General features: G+C 51.8%; 1 rRNA gene. It reads right to left on the bottom strand.

Annotated features, from left to right (window positions below):
- Nucleotides 1–276: ribosomal RNA gene (locus tag F8197_RS28290) — 23S ribosomal RNA — on the bottom strand; the annotation flags it as partial.

Here is a 276-nt window from a genome sequence, read left to right as displayed (position 1 = left end):
GAATACTCATCTCGCCCACCTGTGTCGGTTTGCGGTACGGTCTCGTATGACTGAAGCTTAGAGGCTTTTCTTGGAACCACTTCCGATTGCTACAGAACCGAAGTTCTTCGTCCCAGTCCCTTGAATTACGCACCCGGATTTGCCTAAGTGCCTTCTATGAACCAGAAACTGCCTATTCCAACAGGCAGACAACCTTCCGCGATCCGTCCCCCCATCGCATCATACGACGGTGCAGGAATATTAACCTGCTTCCCATCAGCTACGCATCTCTGCCTC

The sequence above is a fragment of the Duganella sp. FT27W genome, assembly GCF_009295655.1.
GTDB lineage: Bacteria > Pseudomonadota > Gammaproteobacteria > Burkholderiales > Burkholderiaceae_D > Rugamonas > Rugamonas zoogloeoides.
This window is presented reverse-complemented; position numbering and strand designations above follow the sequence as displayed.